This window comes from Streptomyces sp. NPDC051563 (assembly GCF_044454225.1).
Lineage (GTDB): Bacteria > Actinomycetota > Actinomycetes > Streptomycetales > Streptomycetaceae > Streptomyces.
Genome location: NZ_JBITDL010000005.1, coordinates 143,500 through 164,184 on the forward strand (window position 1 = coordinate 143,500; position 20,685 = coordinate 164,184).

Below are 20,685 nucleotides of genomic sequence, written 5' to 3' on the forward strand. Positions count from 1 at the left end.
CTTCGGCGGTCTCCCGTCCCCGCACGCCCCGTACTGCACGACTCCCTCCCCTTCTCACGATCCGAACGAGGTTGAACCCCGCATGACCCGCACCACCGCGCCCCGAACCCGCCGTACGACGACCGTGATCGCACTCGCCGCCGCGATGGCCCTGGCCACCACCCTCGGCGCGTGCTCCGCAGGCTCCAAGGACGACAAGGCCGCCGGTCCGGTGGCCGGCGCCGGGTTCCCCGCCAAGGTCGCCACCAAGTTCGGCGAGATCACCGTCGACAAGAAGCCGCAGCGGGTCGTCGCCCTCGGCTGGGGCGATGCCGAGACCGCGCTGGCCCTGGGCGTACAGCCCGTCGGTGCCAGCGACTGGCTCGCCTTCGGCGGTGACGGCACCGGCCCCTGGGCCAAGGGCCTCTACGCCAAGAGCCCCGAGAAGATCGGCACGATGGAGCCCGAGTACGAGAAGATCGCGGCCCTCAAGCCCGACCTGATCCTCGACACCAAGTCCAGCGGCGACCAGAAGCGTTACGACACCCTCAGCAAGATCGCCCCGACCATCGGCGTCCCGAAGGGCGGTGACCAGTACCTGACCAACTGGGAGACCCAGACCGGGATGGTCGCCGACGCACTCGGCCTGCATGACAAGGGCAAGGAGCTGGTCGACGGCGTGGAGGCGAAGTTCAGGACCGCCGTGGCGCAACACCCCGAGTTCCAGGGCAAGACCGTTACCGCCGGCTCCCTCACGAGCGTCGGCTACGGGGCCTACGTGCACGGCAGCGGCCGCGTCGACTTCCTGGAGCGCCTCGGCTTCAAGAACAACCCGAAGGTCGACGCCAAGGCCGGCGGCTCCTTCTTCACCGAGATTTCCCGCGAGGACCTGGACCTGCTCGATGCCGACCTCATGATTATGGTCCCGATCGGCGTGCCCGCCGCCAAGGCCGAAGGCGACGCCCTCTACAAGGAGATCCCCGTGGTCAAGGCCGGCCACGACCTCGTCTTCGAGCCCGAGTCGACCCTCAGCTCGGCCTTCGCGACCGACTCCGTCCTCTCCGTCTCGTACACCCTGGACCAGGTCGTTCCCGAGATCGCCAAGGCACTGAAGTAGCACCGGAGCAGCAGAACCGACCCGCTGGGGAGCCCCGCACGTGCGTGGCCGCCGTCCGGCCCGTCTGGCCTTCAGCCCCGGACCCGGACCGTCACCGTGTGCCGGCCGGTGGCCCCGTCGGGGACGGTTCCGGTGCGTTGCCCCGTCTGCACCGCGCCGGTGCGGTCCGTGGCGCGGACCTCCAGGGTGTGACCGCCGGGAGCCGCCTCCCAGAGCCACACCCACTGGCGCCAGGTGTCGTCCCCGTCCGCCGTCCGGAGCCGGGCCTCCCGCCACGGGCCGGCGTCCACCCGTACCTCGACCCGCGCGATGCCCCGGTGCTGCGCCCACGCCACCCCGGCGACCGGCACCCGGCCCGCCGCGACCTCGGCGAAGGCGCGCGGGGTGTCGATGCGCGACTGGGTCTTGACCGCGGCCTGCTGCGCCCAGGACCTGCGCACCCAGTACGCGTCGTACGCGGCGAAGGTGGTCAGCCGGAGCTCGCGCAGCCACTTGCACGCGGAGACGTACCCGTACAGCCCCGGCACGATCATCCGGACGGGGAAGCCGTGCCGGAAGGGCAGCGGTTCGCCGTTCATCCCCACCGCCAGCAGTGCTTCCCGGCCGTCCATGACGGCCTCGACCGGAGTGCCGAGGGTCATTCCGTCCACGGAGCGCGCCACGAGCTGGTCGGCCCGGCCGCCCTGCGAAGGCGGTCGCACCCCCGCCTCGCGGAGCAGATCGGCGAGGCGCACGCCCAGCCAGCGGGCATTGCCCGCGTACGGGCCGCCGACCTCGTTCGACACGCAGGTGAGGGTGGCGTCGTGCTCCACCAGGGGCCGGGCGAGCAGCTCCCGCAGGCCGAGCGTGAGGGGTCTGGAGACCCCCTCCCCGTGCACGGTCAGCCGCCAGGTGTCCGCGTCCACCCGCGGGACGACCAGCGCCGTGTCCACCCGGTAGAACGTCCGGTTCGGGGTGACGAAGCGGGTGGCCCCGGGGATCCCCAGCTCCGATCCGGCCGGTACGGGCGGGGCCGGCGCGGCCGGCCTGGGAAGGACGAGCCCGGCCCGCGAGGCGGTGGCTCCCGCGTCCCCGAACGCGCCGAGCCGCCGCCCGGCGTACCCGGCGCCGGCCGAGAGGGCCAGGGTGACGAGGGCGAGGCGGCCGAATCCGCGCCGGTCCATGCCGCCGGGCGGGCCGGCGCCGGAAGGCTGCGGGCGGGGCCGCGGGATGGCTCTGATCAGCAGGTACAGCACTCCGGCGGCCGTGCCCCCGGCCACCAGCGAGGGCAGTGCGTCCTGCCAGGAGGCCTCCGGCCGGCCGAGCGCGGCGGCCGCGCCGAGCGCGCCGAAGGCGGCCGCGAGGGCCGTGCCCAGGGCCGGTCGGCGTACGGCGAGCAGCCCGGCCGCGATCGCCACGGCGGCCAGCACGGCGCCGATGCCCAGGGTCAGCACCGGCTTGTCGTCCGTACCGAACCGGCGGACCGCCCATTCCTTGACCGCGGCCGGGGTCCCGTCGACCACGGCCCCGCCGACCGCGGTGAGCGGGGCGGCCTCGGGCCGGACGGCCGCCGCGGCGAGCCGGGCCAGGGCGAGCCCGGCGAAGGCGGCGAGCAGTCCGCTGACGGCGCCGAGCGCGTACCGGCCCCGCGGCCCGCCGGGTCCGGGCCCTCTCGCTCTCGCTCTCGTACGGATCATGCGGAGTCACCGTCCGCCCCGCTCGGTGGGATGGGCCCCCCACGTACCAGGGTGCCCCCGAACAGGGGGGCCGCGCCTCAGGCGAGCGGGTGCCCGGCCCGCTCCGCGGCCCGCCGGGCCATGGCCGCGAGGCGGCTCTCCGGATCCGCCGGGCCCGCCGCCCGCTGGGTGGCGACCTGCCGGCGCTTGCGCAGTTCCACGATCCCGTCGGTGAGCCGGTCCCGCAGATCGGAACGCTGCCGCAGCTGCTGCTCCCGGTCCGCGGAGGTCCGTAACCGGGCGGAGACGGCCAGCCCGGCGGCCGGGCCGGCGGAGGCGGAGGCCGGGGCGGGCGGCGCCGTGGTCCCGCCGGTGAAGAGCGTGAGCAGTTCCAGCGCCGCTGAGCTGCGGAGCGGGTCGGTCTCGGACATGGCGGGCGTCCTTCCGGCGTTGGCGGCGCCGGAAAGGGGCGGCCGCCGGAGTGCTCCGGCGGCCGCCCCCTGATCCGTTTCCGGCAGTGTTTTCAGTGAACCCGGTGCCGCGCTAGAGCGGCGGCCGTCCGGCCCGGTTGTCCCCCGGGCGGGTGGGGAGCCTCCCCCCGAAGGGTGAGGGGATCCTCATCGGGAGACCCTCACCTCCCTTGTCGTGTACGTCAGTTGACCTGGGGAAGAGTGGCGGCGATGCCGGCCGCCAAGGTGTACGGGTCACCGCTCGGCCGCGCCGGATGGCGGGTGGTGAGCTTGGCCCAGTCGTCCTCGAAGGCGTGCCAGTCGATCGCCCTCGGTGCGGCCCGCCGGACCAGCGCCTCCTCCAGCGAGGCGAAGTAGGAGGACCAGCGCCGGGCGTACAACTCGCTGATCAGGCCGCTCCATTCGCGGTTCGCGTAGTCGTGCAGGAAGCCGCCCTCGCTGGTGCTCTGCCGCCCCCACACGCTGAGGATCGAGCGGGCGTCGTACTCGTACCGGTCCTGTTCGGCCCGGTCCGCGCCGTGCGAGCGGGCCGCCGACAGCCAGGTGCCGAGCAGGAAGTTCGGATCGGAGCCGACGAGAGCGTCCAACTGCCCCTCCCGGTGCGCCCAGTCGGCGGTCAGCTCGCGGAACAGCGGCAGGTCCTGGGCCTCGTAGGCCGCCTTGATCCGGGGCAGCAGCACCCGCGAGTGGTTGGCGAGGGCCTGCCGGGCGGTGTCCACCAGGTCGAAGCGGTAGGCGCTGGAGCCGCGCAGCCGCGGGTCCACCTTGAGCAGGTGGTCCAGGGCCCGGCGCACCGAACCCGCCGGATACCGCATCGCCTTGGGGCTCCAGTAGGCCGACCCCGCCGCCGTCAGGCTCGGCCGGGCGGTGAACAGGCTGTCCTGGGACTCCGACCACAGGCCCGAGGAGGTGCTGTACGGGCCCGTGCGCAGCTCCTCCCAGGCCGCGGCGGCCCGGGCGTCCGGGGCCCCGTACCGCCGGGCCGCGAAGTCCGCGAACCATTTCCGCTGGTCGACGGGGCCCGGCTCCCAGGCCAGGTCGGTGAAGAGGTCGAAGGCCGCCGGATTGGTGCCGGTGGCCTCCGGCAGGTAGGCGATGCCGGTCAGCGCACTGTCGGGCTTCGCACGCCAGGCCTGGAACCGGTCGATCCACACCGAGGTGTTGGCGCCGACCGTCGTGTGCCCGCCGAAGTTGTAGATCGAGCCGATGGCGTACGAGGTCCCGCCCCAACGGGTCTCGCGGTCCAGCCGGTTGTAGCGGTCGGACAGCCCGTCCAGGATCAGCAGCTTCGAGGTGTCCACCCCGGCCAGCAGCTCCTTGGTGGGGTCGTCCTGCCAGCCCAGCACCGCCCACAGCGCGCCCGGATGCGCCGCCCACAGGGCCTGCTGCACCGCCCCGGCCGCCGCCTTCACGTCCACCGAACCGGTCTGGCCGCCCTCGTGCAGCGGGCTCATCCGGTACATGGTGCTGTCCCCGAACACCGCGCGCTGCTCCGCGTAGTACGCGGCGGCCAGCCGGGCGAAGGGCGGCGACATCGGGTCCAGCCAGTCGGGCCGCTCGAAGCCCGCCCAGTCGCCCTGCGGAACCGTCACCGCACCCGGATTGTGCCCCGCGAAGGCCGGCGGCACCGTCCCGAAGTAGCCCGGCAGGACCGGGGTCATGCCGAGGCCGCGCAGCTGCTCGGTGATCTTGCCGCCCATCTCCGCGCGCCCGCGCATGAGGTCCTCGGTCACCGGGCCGCCGAAGCCGCTCAGGTTCTGCAGCAGCCACCAGCTCTGGTGACCGGGGCCCGGGATCCACTCCCGCAGCTCCGCGGCGGTGTAGCCGAACTGCTGGAGCGCCCGGTAGTACGGGTACTCGGCGCCGACCTGCACGAACACCTCGTTGATGCCGTGCAGCGCGAGCAGGTCGATCTGACGCTGGTGCTCCTCGAAGGTGCGGTACGGGCCGGAGTACCCGTCGTCGGTGTCGTTCAGCGCGTACCGGTGGGCCACTTGGGCGCTGCGGGTGACCGGGGCGGGCACCGCCGGCAGCGTGGCCGGCAGCAGCCCGATGCTGTCGCCGGGCCAGCCGATGTCGGCTCCGGCCACGTGCTGGAGGTACCAGCCGACCCCGGTGAGCAGGGTGGCGCCGGTGGAGCCCCGCACGGTGACCGCACCGGCCGTGCCGGACACGGTGAAGCTGTCGGGCCCGGCTCCCGTGTCCGGCACCAGGGTGAACTGCCCGGCGTGGCGCGGCAGCAGCCGCTGCAGCGAGGCACGCGCCGGGGCGGCGTCGAAGACCCGCGGCCGGGCCGGGGGAGCCGCCGCGGGGGAGGGTGCGGAGGGTGCGGAGGGCCGGGCGGCGGGCGCCTTCGCTCCGCCGCCGGAGGTCGCTCCGGGAGCCGCCCCGGCGACCGTCAGGGTGAGCAGGGCAGCGGGGAGTGCGGCCAGGGTGACCCGGCGGCGCGCCCGCCGGGCGGCGGCCCGGCCGCGTCGTGGGAGAGGGACCGGCATGCGCGTCGTCCTTGCTTCTGTCGGCTCCGCCGGCTCAGGCGCTGCGGCCGGATCGCTCGGCTCGGTGGGTGGGTGCTTCCTCGTCTGGTGCCTCGTCGGCTTCCCCATGGGGCGGGCCGTCAGACCGGCAGGGCCCACGCCTGGTCGACCTGGTGGTCGCCGCAGGGCGTCAGCCGCAGCCGCTCGGCGGGGGTGCCCGGCTCGACGGTGGCCGCCGCGGGCTCGGGCGCCGTCAGGCAGAGCCCGCTCGCCTCCTCGACCAGGGCCCCGTCGCGGCGCGGGGTCCAGCTCTGCCCCGGCTCGCGGTGCCGCCGGTCGCCCGAGCAGTCGGCCAGCTCCACGAGGCCCTCCTCGCCCGCCGACAGGCATGCCCCGGCCAGCAGTACGCTGCCGTCCCGGCCGAGGGTCCAGCGCTGGTCGGGTGCGCCCGTACAGGCCGCCATGACGACGGCGCCGACGCCGGTGGTGTTCGCCCCGTCGGCGCAGGCGGCGCTCGTGCCGGGGCCCCGGCCGGCGATCTGCCCGGTGGGCACCGCCTCGGAGCAGCCGGCGCGCGGGGTGAGCCGCCAGACGCCGGTGTCGTGCGCGGCCAGGGTTCCGGTCAACGTGTCGGACAGTTCCCGGCTTTCACCGTTCCACAGGTTCTTCGCCTCGACCGTGCAGGAGTCCAGCCCGAGCTCGTCGAGCGGTACGCGGATGTCGCGGGCGGCGCCGGACCGGTTGAGCACGGCGACCGCACGGTCCCCGTTCGCCAGCGGCCGCACCAGGATGTCGAAGGTGGCGTTCGAGGAGACCACCGCACCCTGACGGCCCATCGGGTCCTGGTCCAGCGCGATCAGATCGGTGTTGCCCAGGGCGGCGAGCCCGTCCGGAGCGAGCTCGGAGACCTCCGAGGACAGGATGAACGGCGCGGCCATCATGGCCCACAGGCCGACCTGGCTGCGGCTCTCCGCCGCGGTGAGCCCGGGGGCGCCCGCGATGAGGAAGTCGGGGTCGTTCCAGTTGCCGGGGCCGGCGAACCGGCCGAGCCAGCGGTTGTAGCCGTAGTTGCCCATGACCGAGCTCCACCGCGAGGTGTCCGGGGCGGTCGGCTTGTAGACCTTGATGTCCCGGCCCTCGCGCCACAGCTGGCCGGTCTCGCCGACCCAGTCGATCACCTTGTGCCAGTCGGATCCGCCCCATTCGCCCTGCTGGAAGTAGGCGGGCGCAGAGGCGGACAGCGCCATGTCCCGGCCGCTGTCGCGCAGCGCCTTCGCGACGGAGTTGTATGCGTCCCGGTAGGCCTGCTCCTTGGTCCGGCCTTCCGGCACCCAGAGGTTGCAGCCGTCCATCTTGACGTAGTCCACCTTCCAGGAGGCGAACTGCCGGGCGTCGCGGGCGTAGTGGTCGGGGCCGCCGCCCTCCGGTGAACCGCTGCCGGGGTAGCGCTCGCAGGTGAGGGAGCCGGCGTCCTGGTAGATGCCGAACTTCAGCTTCCTCGCGTGCAGGTACGCGCCGAGCCAGGCCATGCCGTGCGGGAACTTCTCCGTGTCCACGACCAGATTGCCGTCCGCGTCACGGCTCTTGGTCATCCAGCAGTCGTCGATGGTGACGGTGTCGTAGCCCTTGGCGGCCAGGCCGGTGGCCACGAGCGCGTCCGCGTTCGCCACGACCTTGGCCTCGTCGATGTCGCACATGTAGTGCGCCCAGTTGTTCCAGCCCATGGGCGGGGTGAGCGCGAGCGGGGTGTCCGACGTCGCGGTGGGCTCGGCCGCGGCCGGAGCGGGGCAGAGCGCGAGGGCGAGCAGGGCGGCCGCGGTCAGACAGGGGAGCGACGCACGCAGGCGAGGCGGCACGGAGTCTCCTTGACGTGGGGGCTGTCGAGGGCTCAGTGCAGCGGTGTGACTACCCGCTGTCAACATAAGTCGGGGGTTATTGATCAATGACCAGCAATATGGGTGTAGTCACACCCGCGCGAAGGGGTGGATGCGCCGTACGGTACGGCGGATGTGACGCTGACCGTTACGGCGGATGTGACAGCGGATGTGACAGCGGATGTGACGATGGCTGATACGGTGTATCTCATGCCGAGAAGATCAGCCGCCCTGGACCGTGCCACACCCGAGGCGATCGCCGCCGCCGCCCTGCGGATCCTCGACGAGCTGGGCCCCGCCGCGCTCAGCTTCCGGTCGCTCGCCGAGCAGCTCGACGTCTCGCACGCCACCGTCCAGCGCCGGTGCACCGACCTCGCCGGCCTGCTCGACCTCTGCACCGAACACCTCGCCGCGCAGCTCCCCGAGATTCCGGCCGCGGCGGGCTGGGCCGAAGCCGCCGAGCAGCGGTTCACCGCCCTCTACCGGCTGCTCTCGGCGCACCCCGGGCTGATGATCCTGCGCGGCGGCCGCCCCTGGCTCGGCCGGCAGCTGCTCGCCCGGCTCGTGGAACCGGCACTCGCCGACAGCGTGGCCGCCGGGATGACCCCCGCCGAGGCGATGACCGTCTACCGCCGGATGTACCTGCTGACCCTGGGCAGCGCGGCCTTCGTCGACCACCGGGACCCGGCCGCCGCCACCGCCGCCTCGCGCGGGGCGCTGGCCGCCCTGGACCCCGCCGAGTTCCCGGTTCTCTCGGGCGGGCTGGCCGACGTACTGCCCGCCCTGACCGACCACGAGGTGTACTACGGCGCCCTGCGCCAGCTGATCGAGGCGAACCGCCCCGCCGGAGCCTGAGTCACGGCCACAGCCACAGCCAAGAGTTTCGAACGACAGGAGTACGGGTCCATGGAACAGCAGCTCGACGCGGTACCCCTCGATGCGGTGCCCCTCGACTACGCAGCGGTGCGCGCCGCCGCCGGCCGGATCGCCGGGGCCGTGCGGCCCGTCACGGTGATACCGGCGGGCGGCGGGATCTCGTACGCCCTGGAGTACCTCCAGCACACCGGCTCCTTCAAGGCGCGCGGCGCCCGCAACTTCCTCGCCGCCCACCGTGCGGCCGGCACCCTTCCCGGCGCCGGGGTCACCATCGCCTCCGGCGGCAACGCCGGGCTCGCCTGCGCCTGGTCGGCCCGCGCCGAGGGCGTGCCCGCCACCGTGTTCCTGCCGGCCACGGCCCCGCGCGTGAAGGTGGAGCGGCTGCGCGGCTACGGGGCCGACGTACGGCTCGTCGGCGACCGGTACGCCGAAGCGCTCGCGGCCTGCCGGGAGTTCGCCGCGGGGAGCGGGGCGCTCAGCAGCCACGCGTACGACCACCCGCTCATCGCGGCCGGCGCCGGGACCCTGTTCGACGAGATCCGCACCGCCCTGCCCGGCCTGGACGCGGTCGTCGTCGCGGTCGGCGGAGGCGGGTTGTTCGCGGGCATCGCGACCGCCGCCCGGGAACACGGCGTACGGGTCGTCGCGGCCGAGCCGGAGAACTGCCGCGCCCTGAACGCGGCCCTCGAAGCCGGCCGGCCGGTGGACGTCCCGGTGGACTCGGTGGCCGCCGACTCGCTCGGGGCCACCCGGGTCTCCGCGGACGCGCTGACCGCCGTACGGGCGGCGAACGCCGCATCGGTCCTGGTCCCCGACGCGGCGATCACCGCCGCCCGGCGCGCGCTCTGGGACGAGCACCGCATCGTGGTCGAAGCCGGCGCGGCCACCGCCCTGGCGGCCGTACGCACCGCGTCCGGACCGTTCGGCGAGCGGGTGGCCGTGGTGCTCTGCGGGGCCAACACCGACCCGGCCGACCTGGGCGCCGCGCCGTCCTGACCGGCCGGGCCGCAGCGGGCCCGCGGCCATCCCGCGGTCTTCCCCCGGGCTCGCCCGGGGGCCGGCCCGGGCCTCGGGCGGAGTCGTCCCTCAGGCGGAGTCGCCCCTCAGACGGAGCCGTCCTCGCGGACCACGACGACCGTACTGGCCGCGTACTGCACCACCTGCTGGCTCACCGAGCCCAGCAGCGCGCCCTTGATGCCGCCGTAGCCGCGGGTGCCGACGACCGTCAGCGCCGCTTCCTTCGAGGCCTCCACCAGCACCTGCGCGGGCGAACCCTGCTCCACGCGGCGGAAGACCGGAACGCCCGGCGAGGTACCGACCGCCTCCGCCACGGTGTCGGCGAGCTTCTGCCGGGCCGCGTCCTCGGCGTGGACCAGCTCGGCCTGCTCGGACGCGCTCACGGCGAAGGGGTTGGTGTTCCACTCCCAGCTCATCACGGCGTGCACGCGGCCGCCGATGGCCTTGGCCTGGGCCACGGCCCAGCGCAGAGCCTGCTTCGAGTGGTTCGAACCGTCCACGCCGACGACGATCAGGGGCTCGGTGTTCTCGCTCACGGTGGTTCCTCACGTTTCATCCGAATGATCGTTCTCATCCCTGTATACACGCCGCACCCGGTCCGACCTCGAACGACGATCGTTGCGCGGACCCGAGACTTTGGAGAACAGCAGGGGACGCCCCTGCTTGCGAGAGTCGGGAGGACGAGCCGGCAGGCAGAGGAACGCAAGGGAACGAGGAGTTCGACGTGGCGCAACGCAAGGGATGTCTGATCGGCTGCGCGGTGGCCGGGGTGCTGGGGATCGGACTGCTCGTGGCGCTGCTGTTCGGGCTGGGCAAGGTCATCGACGTCGCCGGCAAGACCCTCGTCGACCAGAAGGTCTACGAGGCCGTGAGCGTCGGCGATTCCGAAGCGGACGTCCGCGCCAAGCTGCCGTCCGGCGACACCTTCGTCACCTCCGCCCTCAAGGAGGGCGGCCCCGCCGTACCCGCGGGCAGCCGGTGCTCCTGGTACCTGTCCGACTCCGGCAACGGCGACACGGTGCTGCGCTTCTGCTACAAGGACGGCAAGCTCGCCGAGAAGGCCGACTACCGCGTGAAGTAGGGCCTTCGGCCCCTGCCCGCCGGGCCCGCCCCGCCGGAGGGTGGAGGCATGCAGACCAACTCGGCCGGTTCCACCCCCGCCAGGCCCGTCCTGGCCGCGGTGGACGGCTCGGAACACAGCCTGAGGACCCTGGACTGGGCCCTGGACACCGCCCGCACGCGCGGAGCGGAGCTCCACGTGGCCCACGTACGGCCGGACGCCCCGCGGGTCCACGCCGCCGGTGAGGCCTTCGTACCGCCGCCCGACTGGGACACCGATCCTGTGCTGGGGGCGGCGCGGGACCGGCTGGCCGGGCGGGAGGACCTGCCGCCCGTCAGCTACGTCTCCCGCGACGGCACCCCCGCCGCCACCCTGACCGAACTCGCCGCGGGAGCGCAGCTCCTGGTCATGGGCTCCCGCGGACTCGGCGGCTTCGCCAGCCTGCTGCTCGGCTCCAACAGCCGGGTGTGCGCGGCCCAGTCGCCCTGCCCCGTCGTGGTCGTCCCGCACAGCGCGCGGCTCGTCACGCAGGACCCCGCGGCGCCGGCCCCCGGCGGCGAACGCCGGATCGTCCTGGGCCTGGCACCCGGCGAGACCTCCGAAGACGTCATCGAGTTCGCCTTCGCGGAAGCCCGCCGCCGGGACGCGGTCCTCCAGGTCGTCTCCACGCACCTGGTCCCGCTGTCCTCGCTCACCCTGGTCGGCTCCCTCGTCGCGGAGCGCGGCGGCGGCTACCCGCCGGGCACCGCGGGCGCCGAGGCCACCGAAACGGCCCGGGAACTCGCCGAGGCCCAGCGCACCCGGCTCCAGCCGTACCTGACCCGGCACTACCCCGACGTCACCGTCGAAGCGGTGGTCGCCCCCGGCGACCCGGCCGGCCGCCTGGTCACCGCCTCCCAGCGGGCCGACCTCATCGTGGTGGGCCGCCACCGCCGCCGCCTGCGCGCCGACTCCCTCCTGATGGGCTCGGTGTCCAACGCGGTCCTCCTGCACGCCCTGTGCCCGGTGGCGGTGGTTCCCGTACGGGGGTAGGGGGTGCCTTGCCGCTCAGGCCGGGCTCGCGGGGTCGACACCCCACCCGCGGGGCACCCGGGGCACCCCGGACACCGGGGCGCCCCGCGGCGCGGGTCACCCGTGCCGTATGTTCTGCCTGCCCGCCCCCGTCGGCGGGTTTCCGCATGTCAACGCACCCGTGGGGGGTCCCTCGTCATGTCCGCCGGTACCGCAAGACTGTCACCGCTCGGCGCACCGCCGCCGCGCTCGCTGCTCCGCTCGCCGAAGGGACTGGCGACGGCGCTGACCGTGCTGCTCGGCCTGTGCGCCGCGACCCGGCTGCTCGCGGCGGCCGCTGAGGTCAACCGGTACCGGATGCGGGACAGCCTCACGCTGAGCACGGGGTTCGGGCATCCGGGGACACTGCTCTCGATCTCGATGAGCCTGGTCATGATGGCCATGCTCCCCACGGCGGTGGTCTTCATCGTCTGGTTCCACCGGGTCCGGGTCAACGCCGGCGTGTACGCGCGGGGCGCCCTCCGGGGCGGCCCCGGCTGGGCGGTCGGGGTCTGGTTCGTCCCCGTGGTGGGCTGGACCGTCCTGCCCTGCCTGATCGCCCTGAAGGTGTGGGCGGCCAGCGCGGCGAGGCTGCCCGGCAAGGCCGCGCGGACCTCACCCGCGCCCGTCTTCGCCTGGGCCGGGGCGTTCGCCGCAGCGATGCTGGCCTCCGGTGGTGCGAGCTGGTTCGCCGGCGCAGCCGCGACCCAGGACGCGGTGGATACCGCCCTGTTGGTCTATGCGGCCTCGGACCTGGTCTACGTCGTGGCGGCGGTGTTCGCCGTCCTGTTCGTACGCCGCCTGTCGGCGCTGCAGTCGGCCGGCTGAGCGGAGTCCGGGCCGCCCGGGCGCGCGACCTCGCGGAGTGGAGGGAGCCCAGGGGGTACCGGCCTCAGGCCTTGAAGGCGCCCAGCGCGCTGCCCCGCAGCCACTCGTCCCAGCTCAGGTTCCAGTCGCCGTAGCCGTTGCCGAAGCGGTCCATGGGCTTGCCGGTGGTGCCGGTCACCTCGATGACATCGCCGATGCTGGAGCGTTCGTACAGCCACTTCGCGTCGGCGACGGACATGCCGATGCAGCCGTGGCTGACGTTGGCCTTGCCGAAGGACTCGGCGTTGTCGGGCGCCGCGTGGACGTACTCGCCGCTGACCGTCTCGCGCATGCTCCACTCGTAGCGGCCGTAGAACCCGTCGGGGCTGTCGCGCGGGATGCCGATGGTCCGGGAGCCCATCAGCACCGTGCCGTCCTTGCTGAGGATCGTCTTGATGCCCTCGCGGGTCTTGAACCGTTCCTCGCCGCCGCTGACCGGAATCGTCCGCAGCGGCGTGCCGTCCTTGACCAGGGTGAGCGTGTGCGCGGCGAGGTCCACCTTGCCGACCATCGCGGGGCCCACCTTGAAGGCCAGCTTCCGGTTCCCGGCGGCGGCGGTGCGGGCGTCGAGCTTCACTCCCGCGAGCCGGGCGTCCAGAGTCACCTCGGTACCCGCGGGCCAGTACTCCCGAGGCCGGAAGTGGAGGTACGTGTCCCCCTTGTCCTCCGCCCAGTGCCAGGCGCCGACGACCCCGGTGGAGGTCCTGACCGCGACCCGGCCCTCGATACCGGCCCGCAGCGCCGGGTCCACCTTCTGGCCCTTGAAGACCAGCGAGACGGGCTGTCCGATGCCCACCGTCGTGCCGTCGGCCGGGGCGATCGACGGGCGCACCTGGCGGGCCGGGTTCCGCAGGAGCTGGGCCTGGGGCGCGGGGGAGGCGGTCGGGTCCGGGGCGGGAGTGGATGCGGGCGGAGCGGGGGTGGCGGGCGCGGCCAGCGGCTGCGAGTCGGCGCCGTCCACGGCGTCCACGGCGTCCAGGGCATCCGTGCCGTCCAGGGCATCCGTGGCGACCTTGCGGCCGAGCCGGTCCGTGTCGGACTCGGCGACGCCGCAGCCGGTGAGCAGCGCCGCCGTCGGGGCGGCGGCCGCCAGGGCGGAGCGGAGTGCGGGGGCGGGGAAAGCGGGCATCGCCCCATCCTTGGTGATCTCCCGGGCCGTGAACTGCGCCACAGGTCCCGGCGGCGAGGGCCGTTGGTCCCGCTGTTTCCCGGCTGCCGGGTACGCGCGGCCCCTCGCCCGATTGTGCACCTAGTTGCATAATAAGCGGCCGCTCAGCTAGAACAGGAGCACCACCCCCGCGCGAGGAGGCGCCTCCATGAGTTCCCAGAGCCGGTACCCGCACCTGCTGAGCCCCCTGGACCTCGGCTTCACCACCCTGCCGAACCGCGTGATCATGGGATCCATGCACACCGGCCTCGAAGAGCACGAGCGGGGCTTCGAACGCCTCGCCGCCTTCTACGCCGAGCGCGCCCGCGGCGGCGCCGGCCTCATCGTCACCGGCGGCATAGCCCCGAACGACGCCGGCCGCCCCTTCGAAGGGGGCGCCCGCCTCACCACCGAGGAAGAGGCCGCCGAGCACCGGGTGGTCACCGACGCGGTGCACGCCGAGGGCGGGAAGATCGCGATGCAGATCCTCCACTTCGGCCGCTACGCCTACCACAAGGACCTGGTCGCCCCCAGCGCCCTCCAGGCCCCCATCAGCCCCTTCGTCCCGAACGCGCTCACCGACGCCGAAGTCGAGCGCACCATCGAGGACTTCGTGCGCGCCGCGCGCCTCGCCAAGCTGGCCGGTTACGACGGCGTCGAGATCATGGGCTCCGAGGGCTACCTGGTCAACGAGTTCATCGCCGCCGCCACCAACAAGCGCACCGACCGCTGGGGCGGCGCCTACGAGAACCGCGTCCGCTTCCCGCTGGAGATCGTCCGGCGCACCCGCGCGGCCGTCGGCGAGGAGTTCATCCTCGTCTACCGCCTCTCGATGCTCGACCTGGTCCCCGGCGGCTCCACCCTCGACGAGGTCGTCCACCTCGCCAAGGAGATCGAGGCCGCCGGCGCCACCATCATCAACACCGGCATCGGCTGGCACGAGGCCCGCATCCCCACCATCGCCACCTCCGTCCCGCGCGGCGCCTACACCTGGGTCACCAAGCGGCTGATGGGCGCGGTCTCCGTCCCCCTCGTCACCAGCAACCGCATCAACACCCCCGAGATCGCCGAAGAGTTGCTGGCCGACGGCCGCGCCGACCTGGTCTCGCTCGCCCGCCCCTTCCTCGCCGACGCCGATTTCGTCGCCAAGGCCGCCGCCGGCCGCTCCGAGACCATCAACACCTGCATCGGCTGCAACCAGGCCTGCCTGGACCACACCTTCAGTGGCAAGCTCACCACCTGCCTGGTCAACCCGCGCGCCTGCAACGAGACGGAACTCGTCCTGTCCCCGACGCAGTTGAAGAAGCGCGTCGCCGTCGTCGGAGCCGGCCCGGCCGGCCTGGCCTGCGCCGTGTCCGCGGCCGGGCGCGGCCACGCCGTCACCCTCTACGAAGCCTCCGGCCACATCGGCGGCCAGCTCGACATCGCCCGCCGCATCCCCGGCAAGGAGGAGTTCGAGGAGACCATCCGCTACTACGGCACCCAACTCGCCGAGCACGCGGTCGAGGTCAAGCTGAACACCCGCGCCGACGTCGAGACCCTGCGCGGCTACGACGAGGTCGTCGTCGCCACCGGAGTCACCCCCCGCACCCCCGACATCGAAGGCGTCGACGGCCCCAACGTCGTCAGCTACCTCGACGTCCTGCGCGACGGCGCCCCCGTCGGAGAGCGCGTCGCCGTCCTCGGCGCCGGCGGAATCGGCTTCGACGTCGCGGAGTTCCTCACGGACAGCGGCGAAGGCGCCTCCCAGGACCCCGAGGTCTACTTCCGCCACTGGGGCGTGGACACCGCCTACACCGGCCCCGGCGGCCTCACCGCCCCCGAGCGCCCCGCCCCGCCGCGCCGGGTCCACCTGCTCCAGCGCAAGACCACCAAGGTCGGCGCCGGGCTCGGCACCACCACCGGCTGGATCCACCGGGCGGAGCTCAAGCACCGCGGTGTCGTCTCCGTCGCGGGGGCCTCGTACGACCGCATCGACGGCGAAGGCCTGCACATCACGGTGGACGGCGAGCAGCGCCTCGTACCCGCCGACACGGTGGTCCTGTGCACCGGCCAGGAACCGCGCCGCGACCTGTACGAGGCCCTGCGCGCGGCCGGCATCGAGGCGCACCTGATCGGCGGCGCCGACGTGGCCGCCGAACTGGACGCCAAGCGGGCCATCCGCCAGGGCACGGAACTCGCCGCCGCCCTCTAGGGGGTGTCCGGCGCAGGGGAGTTGTGGCGGCCTCGCCCGGGCCGCCACAATCACCCGGTGACGACGCTGACTCCGGCAGACGCGGACAAGATCCTCCACGACAACTTCGCCCCCTGGGTGCTCGCCCTCGGACTCACCGTCCAGGAGACGGGCGAACGGCACGCCGTCCTGCGGCTGCCCTGGTCCGACACCCTCGCCCGGGACGGCGGGGGCCTCAGCGGCCAGGCGCTGATGGCCGCCGCGGACACCGCCACCGTGATCGCCATCTCCGCCGCCCGCGGTGCCTACGGCCCGATGACCACCGTCCAGCAGTCCACCAGCTTCCAGCGCCCGGTGGTCGGCGCCGACGTCCTCATCGACGTGCGGATCACCAAACTCGGCAAGCGCATGGCCTTCGCCGACATCACCATGACCCCCGAAGGCACCGACGAACCGGCCGCGAAGGCCTCCACGGTCTACGCCCTGCTGGGCTGAAACCCCCACGGGGCGGCCGAATGGCCGCCCCGCAGCTTCCGCCGCCCGCCGGTCCAGTGGGTGACGTCGAACACCTGAACGCAGTAGGGGTCTGTCTCGTCCGACGGCTCGTCCAAGGTGGGGTTGCGGTCATCCGACGCGTGCCGTACGAGCTGCCGTACGGCGGCCGGCAGCCCGGCGGCGGGGAGCTCATTCCCGTTGCGGTCCAGCAGGGGGAGGTCGTACGCCGTCGGGGCGGCACCGTCCCCCACGACGACGCGTACGAGGTGCCGATGAGGCCGCAGGGGCAGTACGCCCCGGACCACGGAGCCGCCGCCCAGCGGTGTGGTCGTCAGGTGGAGCAACGCCCGCGTGCTGGGACGAGAAGGCCCGGGAAGTTCAGCCGTGTTACGAGCTCGGAGATGACCGCGGCCTCCGGCCGGGTCCACACCAGCAGAGTCCGGCCTGTTCCGGCGCCACCGTCCAGCTGGTTTCTCGACGTGCGACGCCGGGGCTTTGAATCAATCCGTCAGGGAGGCCTGTGGCCCCCAGCCTGATTGCCGGGGGCCACAGGAGGTGGTTGTGCTGTGGGTCAGAAGATGCCGCTGATGCTGGTGGACCAGCCGCTTGCCCCTACAAGGAGCGGCGACTTGTTGCTCGTGGCACCGCCTGGATAGAAGAGCAGGCAGCCGGTGGGGCAGGTGGTTGTTTGTGGGTTCCCTGCGCTGTCGACGTATTTGACTGTGTAGTTTCTGTCAGGGTCGTTCGGTGTGGTGGCCCACAGGTCGCCGGGTTCGTCGCCGGCCTTGGTCTGGAATTCCTGGTACGGCAGTTTGGTGCCGTCGTCATCTGTGACGGTCTTGTCAACGACGGCGCCTTGGGCGTTGCCACTGGTGGCCAGGAGGGGGCGCGTGCCATCGCCCCAGCCGCTGGCGCCGTACAGGTCGCCCTGACCGGCGGTTCCACTTTCGAGGCTGTAGACGCCGTTGGTCATCTTGCCGCGGTAGAGATGGAGATCGTTATTGAGTTTGTCGCGGGCGACGATGTCCATGATCTTGTCGTTGTTCTGGTCGCCGACAGCCAGGACCGTCATCCTGCCCCAGCCGCCGATGGGTCCGTCAAGGTCAGCCGGGTTGGCCTGGAGTTCGAAGGGCTCGTTGGCATCGGCCAGGAGGCCGAAGGGATCGTTCTGGTTGGGGCTGCCGTCGACCTTCGTCCTGCCGGAGTAGATGCGTAGGGAGACGTTCCCCGTGCACTCGCCTTCGTCATAGACGCATTCGAGTGCGAGGAGGTCGTTTCCTCGTAGGTGGCCTGCGTCGGTGCGCTGGTCGATGTCTCCGGGGGCAATGATCTGCTGAAGTCGCGCCCAGCCCTCTTTGCCGAGCCGGGATGGTGCGGGCAGGACGCGGCGGTATGCGCCCGCGAGTGCGCCTTGTCCGTTGCCGGGGTAGAGATAGAGGTTCTTTCTGTTGGGTTCGTTGGGGTAGGGGGTGGCGTCGAGGCGGACGATGGCGTCCTCATAGCCGTCGGGGACGTCGGTGGAGCTGGAGGCGTTGGTGTAGTCGCCGCCGTGGGCGATGAGTGCTTTGCCCCAGCCCGAGGCTCCGATGATGGATGACGTGACGTGTCCGGTTCCGTCGCTGGTGTAGCTGCGCAGGCCGCCACCGGGTTCGGTGGCGAGCATGTCGGGGTAGCCGTCACCGTTGAGGTCGCCCCGGCGGTCCATGATGGGCCTCTCGGCGGCGGGCGACAGCGGGGTCTTGCCAGTCGGGTAGACGAAGGATGCCCGCGTGGTCGGAAGGACCGTGGATTCCTTCGTGCTGTCGGTCGGTGAGTGGTTGCCTGCCTTGTCGAAGGCTATGACGGTCAGGGTGCTTTGGGGGTAGAGGATGGGGACGACCTTGATGACGGCTTCCTTCGCGCCGGCGGCGAGGGGCACCCAGTGGCTTCCGGTGCCGGAGCACGGTGTGGTGGAGAGGGAGATCGGGCGGTCCATGCTCCAGCAGAAGCCGGCGAGGTCGGTGGCCGGGTTCTTGAGCTTGAGACGCATCTCCGTGCGCGCCTGCTGCCTGGTGATGGGGGCACCGTTGGCAGTGCCGTCGTCCTTGGTGACGGTGACGCGCTGCGCTGGTCCGGTCTTGTCGAGCTGAAGGCGCAGAAGTTGGTCCAGGGGCTGTACGAGCTCTCCTCGTCCTTGGCCAGGGCCCTCCACTTGTAGGTGCCGGTGGGGAGGTTCTCGGAGAGAACGGTGCCGGTTCCCGTGCCGCCGTAGGGGACTGTGCTGAGATTGGTGACCGGTATGTATTCTCCGGCAGCGTTGATGACCTCGAAGCCGGGAGTGGTGGTTCCGCCGTCGCGGTCCCGCATGGTGGCGGTCAGGACCAGACCGCTGTTGCCGATCAGGCCGCCACAGGGGACGGGCTTGTTGCCGTCGACGTTCTCTCCCCAGCTGCCTTCGAAGGCTCCGCTGCTGAGGACCTCGGGCGCGAAGTTGTAGTCGACCTCGAGGACGGGGTTGTTCCGCAGACGCTTGAAACTGTTGCGGTTGCCGAGGTAGGAGTTGGGGACACGCAGGCCCAGCGCGACTTGATTCGCGCTGGCGTTCGCCGACTCCTGGATGTAGGCGATCAGCGCCGGAGAGTAGAAGTCTGCGCCCTCCGCACCGGGGCAGAATTCGGCGTTGCCGTGGGCGAACTTGCGCTCGTCCAACTTGTAGGTCCAGAAGTTGTTACGGGTGTTCCAGGTGGGCGTGGTGGCCTCGATGCTCTTGGACGCCCAGAGTTCGGTGGGTCCTGCCGCGGCGGGATCGCAGCCCCACGAGTGGGTTTGCACGACGCCGAAGGAGGCGTCACGGATGTTGGCGCCGTGAAGTCCGTCCATCTTCATGGAGAAGAAGGCCTGGGTGTCGCCCTTCCCGTTGTAGCCGACGCGAGGCTCATCACCCGGGGTGTCCTGGGAGTTCCAGCCGTCACCCCACTTGTAGTCGTCGTCGGGGGTCGCCGAGTACACGGTGGCCCAGATGCCGGTTTTGCCGCCCTCGAACGGGGGGTCGATGACCAACGGGAACTGCTTGGCCGAAGCCAGGAGCCCGGGGTCCGGACTCAGGGTGAGGGTGTTGCCGGTGACGTCGACGCCGACCGGTGCCTGCTGGGGAAGAGCCGGCTCCGGCGCCTCCTTGAGCAGGACGCTGCGGGGCTGCGAGGTGGCCTTGGCGAGCGGTGCGGTCTGCTCTGCGGCGGGCTGCTCCCACATCTTGGCCTTGGGAGCCTTGAAGACGACCTGGCCGTTGCCGTCCTTGGCCAGCAACTCGTCGCTCGCGGTGTCGTCGAGTGTGACCCCTGCGGTGGTGATGCCGAGCTTGATGGTCTTCAGCGCCGGGTTGGCAGCCGCTTCCGGAGTTTTGATGATGAGGTGCTGGGCGAAGCCGTTGACCTTGGCGATCAGCTTGAGGTCGACTCCGGGAAGCACGGACTCGTAGAGCGCGGTGTTCTCCCCCACCACCGGCGCAGGAAGCTTGCCGGGCCAGCTCAGCGCGAGCTTCTTGCCGTCTTGGTCCATGGCGACCAGCGGTCCGTCCCCGCCGGCGGAGAACGTGATGCCGAACGTGGCCGTCGGGCCGATCGTACCGTCCTCGCGCCTGATGACGGTGTCATCGGCTTTTCGCCAGAGACCGTCGTGGCGTGTCCAGACGGGCAGCGCGTACTGCTTCTGCGTCAGGCTCCCGTCCGGCTTCGCGAACGTCTCGGTGGTCTCTGTGCGGCGGTCGATGATCTCGACCGGCTGCCCGGATTCTCGGGCCAGGCCGAAAGCCTGCGCCTCAGAGGCGGACTTCGGCGTGCCAGCGCCCCCGGCGGGGTTGTCGGTCGCGCTCGGTTCGGCCGCCGCCGCCGTTTCGGGCTCGGCAAGCAGGGTTGCCGCGGTGAGGGGCAGCACGAGGGCGAGCAGGGCTGCGAGTGAGCGGGGCGCGAGTGCGCCGGCTCTTCGTTGGGTCATGGAGATTTCAGTCTTTCTGGGAACGCCAGGGCATGGGCCCTCGCAGAGTAGGCGAGATGGTTCGCATTGGCATAGCAGCACATGAGCGTGAATCCGAAGTCGGCCGAAGCCGGTCATCCAGAATGATCCACTTCAGCCCGCATCGGCGCGTTTTAGCAGGTCAACCACGGTTGAAATGGGTCTTGCGCTCGCCGTTCAGGGCGTGTTTGCTGCGGGTTTATCTGTCTCTTAATTCCCGTGGGGGTTTGCTGTGCTCAACGATACGGACCTGGTGTCCGAATTGTTCGGAGGTGATCGTTTTCGCAGAAAACGCAGACTTCGGGCTGGAATCATCGGTGCGACATCAGCCGCATTGACTGTTTCCCTCCTTATCGGGCCCGCCTGGGCGGGCCCCACTGCCGTCAAGCCCCGCGATGCGCAGAAGACCAAGTCCGTGCCGGGCAAGGACCTCAAGCCGCC

The 20,685-nt window shown here is 72.1% G+C and carries 17 protein-coding genes; 8 read left to right on the forward strand and 9 right to left on the reverse strand.

Annotation, left to right across the window (positions count from 1 at the left end; all coding sequences use genetic code 11):
* The first annotated feature begins 82 nt into the window (after positions 1-82).
* Complete coding sequence (locus tag ACIA8F_RS08390; protein ID WP_399377474.1) at positions 83-1,096, forward strand: iron-siderophore ABC transporter substrate-binding protein; 1,014 nt, start codon at positions 83-85, stop codon at positions 1,094-1,096.
* Between the two features lie 71 nt (positions 1,097-1,167).
* Here the strand turns inward: ACIA8F_RS08390 and ACIA8F_RS08395 are convergent, their stop codons facing one another.
* From ACIA8F_RS08395 to ACIA8F_RS08410, 4 genes are all read right to left on the reverse strand, one after another.
* Positions 1,168-2,772, reverse strand: coding sequence for a molybdopterin-dependent oxidoreductase (locus tag ACIA8F_RS08395; RefSeq protein ID WP_399377475.1), 1,605 nt, complete (start codon positions 2,770-2,772; stop codon positions 1,168-1,170).
* A 77-nt stretch (positions 2,773-2,849) separates the two neighbouring features.
* Complete coding sequence (locus ACIA8F_RS08400; protein WP_399377476.1) at positions 2,850-3,182, reverse strand: hypothetical protein; 333 nt, start codon at positions 3,180-3,182, stop codon at positions 2,850-2,852.
* 221 nt (positions 3,183-3,403) lie between these two features.
* Entirely contained in the window at positions 3,404-5,716 is a 2,313-nt protein-coding gene (locus ACIA8F_RS08405; protein ID WP_399377477.1) for an alpha-N-acetylglucosaminidase, read from the reverse strand.
* A gap of 119 nt (positions 5,717-5,835) precedes the next feature.
* Positions 5,836-7,551 carry a ricin-type beta-trefoil lectin domain protein gene (locus ACIA8F_RS08410; RefSeq protein WP_399377478.1) on the reverse strand — a complete coding sequence of 572 codons (1,716 nt, stop codon included), beginning with the start codon at positions 7,549-7,551 and terminating at the stop codon, positions 5,836-5,838.
* A gap of 228 nt (positions 7,552-7,779) precedes the next feature.
* Between ACIA8F_RS08410 and ACIA8F_RS08415 the strand changes: the two genes are divergently transcribed.
* Positions 7,780-8,424 carry a TetR/AcrR family transcriptional regulator gene (locus ACIA8F_RS08415; RefSeq protein WP_399377479.1) on the forward strand — a complete coding sequence of 215 codons (645 nt, stop codon included), beginning with the start codon at positions 7,780-7,782 and terminating at the stop codon, positions 8,422-8,424.
* A gap of 51 nt (positions 8,425-8,475) precedes the next feature.
* On the forward strand, positions 8,476-9,441 hold the full coding sequence (locus tag ACIA8F_RS08420; RefSeq protein WP_399377480.1) for a serine/threonine dehydratase: 966 nt from the start codon (positions 8,476-8,478) through the stop codon (positions 9,439-9,441).
* A gap of 107 nt (positions 9,442-9,548) precedes the next feature.
* Here the strand turns inward: ACIA8F_RS08420 and ACIA8F_RS08425 are convergent, their stop codons facing one another.
* Positions 9,549-9,998 (reverse strand): universal stress protein, encoded by a 450-nt coding sequence (locus ACIA8F_RS08425; protein ID WP_399377481.1) that lies wholly within the window; start codon positions 9,996-9,998, stop codon positions 9,549-9,551.
* 188 nt (positions 9,999-10,186) lie between these two features.
* Between ACIA8F_RS08425 and ACIA8F_RS08430 the strand changes: the two genes are divergently transcribed.
* The 3 genes from ACIA8F_RS08430 (at position 10,187) to ACIA8F_RS08440 (ending at position 12,400) form a co-directional block, all read left to right on the forward strand.
* Positions 10,187-10,543: a hypothetical protein gene (locus tag ACIA8F_RS08430; protein WP_399377482.1), complete on the forward strand. Its 357-nt coding sequence runs from the start codon at positions 10,187-10,189 to the stop codon at positions 10,541-10,543.
* A gap of 48 nt (positions 10,544-10,591) precedes the next feature.
* Positions 10,592-11,554: a universal stress protein gene (locus tag ACIA8F_RS08435; protein WP_399377483.1), complete on the forward strand. Its 963-nt coding sequence runs from the start codon at positions 10,592-10,594 to the stop codon at positions 11,552-11,554.
* 177 nt (positions 11,555-11,731) lie between these two features.
* Positions 11,732-12,400 (forward strand): DUF4328 domain-containing protein, encoded by a 669-nt coding sequence (locus ACIA8F_RS08440; protein WP_399377484.1) that lies wholly within the window; start codon positions 11,732-11,734, stop codon positions 12,398-12,400.
* Between the two features lie 64 nt (positions 12,401-12,464).
* On the opposite strand, the gene ACIA8F_RS08445 is transcribed toward ACIA8F_RS08440, so the two are convergent.
* A complete protein-coding gene (locus ACIA8F_RS08445) occupies positions 12,465-13,568 on the reverse strand; it encodes a L,D-transpeptidase (protein ID WP_399377485.1) in 1,104 nt (367 codons plus the stop codon).
* 187 nt (positions 13,569-13,755) lie between these two features.
* On the opposite strand from ACIA8F_RS08445, the gene ACIA8F_RS08450 reads away from it, so the two are divergent.
* Together ACIA8F_RS08450 and ACIA8F_RS08455 are read left to right on the forward strand one after the other, a co-directional pair.
* Positions 13,756-15,780 carry an FAD-dependent oxidoreductase gene (locus ACIA8F_RS08450; RefSeq protein WP_399377486.1) on the forward strand — a complete coding sequence of 675 codons (2,025 nt, stop codon included), beginning with the start codon at positions 13,756-13,758 and terminating at the stop codon, positions 15,778-15,780.
* 57 nt (positions 15,781-15,837) lie between these two features.
* Positions 15,838-16,254, forward strand: a complete 417-nt coding sequence (locus ACIA8F_RS08455) for a PaaI family thioesterase (RefSeq protein WP_399377487.1) — start codon at positions 15,838-15,840, stop codon at positions 16,252-16,254.
* On the opposite strand, the gene ACIA8F_RS08460 is transcribed toward ACIA8F_RS08455, so the two are convergent.
* The 3 genes from ACIA8F_RS08460 to ACIA8F_RS08470 all read right to left on the reverse strand — a co-directional run bounded on the left by ACIA8F_RS08460 (position 16,236) and on the right by ACIA8F_RS08470 (position 20,166).
* On the reverse strand, positions 16,236-16,598 hold the full coding sequence (locus tag ACIA8F_RS08460) for a hypothetical protein (RefSeq protein ID WP_399377488.1): 363 nt from the start codon (positions 16,596-16,598) through the stop codon (positions 16,236-16,238). The two genes, ACIA8F_RS08455 and ACIA8F_RS08460, sit on opposite strands and share 19 nt — an antisense overlap.
* 227 nt (positions 16,599-16,825) lie before the next feature.
* Positions 16,826-18,172: an FG-GAP repeat domain-containing protein gene (locus ACIA8F_RS08465; RefSeq protein WP_399377489.1), complete on the reverse strand. Its 1,347-nt coding sequence runs from the start codon at positions 18,170-18,172 to the stop codon at positions 16,826-16,828.
* Positions 18,100-20,166: a hypothetical protein gene (locus tag ACIA8F_RS08470; protein WP_399377490.1), complete on the reverse strand. Its 2,067-nt coding sequence runs from the start codon at positions 20,164-20,166 to the stop codon at positions 18,100-18,102. The genes ACIA8F_RS08465 and ACIA8F_RS08470 overlap by 73 nt, the downstream gene beginning before the upstream one ends.
* Between the last annotated feature and the right edge of the window lie 519 nt (positions 20,167-20,685).